At 58.8% G+C, this 1,114-nt stretch carries 1 protein-coding gene; it reads right to left on the bottom strand.

Annotated elements, in window-relative coordinates; all coding sequences use genetic code 11:
- Positions 1-38: 38 nt before the first annotated feature.
- Positions 39-1,049 (bottom strand): IS30 family transposase, encoded by a 1,011-nt coding sequence (locus tag CHB77_RS17900; protein WP_089389476.1) that lies wholly within the window; start codon positions 1,047-1,049, stop codon positions 39-41.
- Between the last annotated feature and the right edge of the window lie 65 nt (positions 1,050-1,114).

Raw genomic sequence — 1,114 nt, 5'->3', positions numbered from 1 at the left:
TGAGAACTCACGCCGAAGCGCAAATCGTTGTTTTTCTTCTACTCCAGTCTGTTTCTGATGGCCATCAGGTTGCTCTCGAAGACCTCCGCGGGTGTCCGGTAGCCGAGACACTTGCGCGGTGTGGAGTTGAGGCGCTGGCAAATCGACCTCAAATATCGATTTGTCAGTGCCGTCGGGTCGGTCGAGCGGGGCAGGTGCTTTCTCAGCCTGCCGTTCGTGTTCTCGACCGTTCCCTTTTGCCATGGCGCCTGCGGATCACAGAACCAGCTCGCAGCGCCGATCCCGTCCTTCAGTCGCCGCCAGGCAGAGAACTCGGTGCCACGATCAAAGGTGATTGACTGGCGTGCTTCGGCGGGCAAGGGGGCGAGCCCCGCGATCAGCGCTTCCATGATCGGCTCGGAGTGGCGATCCTCATTGCGCATGACAACGGTAAACCGGCTGACCCGCTCGACCAGGGAGGTGACATTCACCTTGCCGTTTTCCTTGCGGAACATCATCAGATCGCATTCCCAGTGGCCGAACTCCTGACGCTCGGCAACAACCGCAGGCCGGTGACACAAGCTCTGGCTGTCCCGGATGTGACTACGCTGATGTCGTCGGTGGTTTCGCGGCCTGCGACGTCTGCGATGCTCGGGCAGGTGGCGATAGAACGCTTCCTCAAGGCCAAGGTTCGAGTAAGCGAAGCGGTAGATCGTTTCATGGCTGACGCAGATGCGGTGCTGCTCAAGCCGCATTCGGCCAGCAATCTGTTCCGGAGACCAACCCGCCTTGAGCGCATCTTCGACCGCTGCCTTCACCTCCGGGTGGGCAACCAGCTTTCGGTGAACCGCACGGCGGCGCTCGTACTTGTCTTGGGCCGTCACCGCATAGTAGCCGCTATACTGCGGAAGCTCGGCGTCCAGAAACGTATTGCGCTTCAGTTCCCGATAGATTGTCGAGGGTGGGCGCGAAAGCCGATCTGCAATTTCCGGCACCGGCATCTTGCCTTCGCGCCATTTGGCAATCTTGCGACGTTCTTCAAAGCTCAGGTGCTGGTAGTGGGAAGCCATTCGTCAACCTCAATGCAAATACCTGTATTACTTTGGCATTTGCACTTCGTTTGTGAATCCACCCG

The organism is Paracoccus sediminis, assembly GCF_900188295.1.
Classification (GTDB): Bacteria; Pseudomonadota; Alphaproteobacteria; order Rhodobacterales; family Rhodobacteraceae; genus Paracoccus; species Paracoccus sediminis.
Note: the sequence above shows the minus strand (reverse complement) of the source record. Positions and strands in the feature narration are given on the sequence as shown.

Excerpts from the sequence above, each read along its gene's own strand:
- CHB77_RS17900 (WP_089389476.1), bottom strand. The coding sequence starts at position 1,049 with ATGGCTTCCCACTACCAGCACCTGAGCTTTGAAGAACGTCGCAAGATT.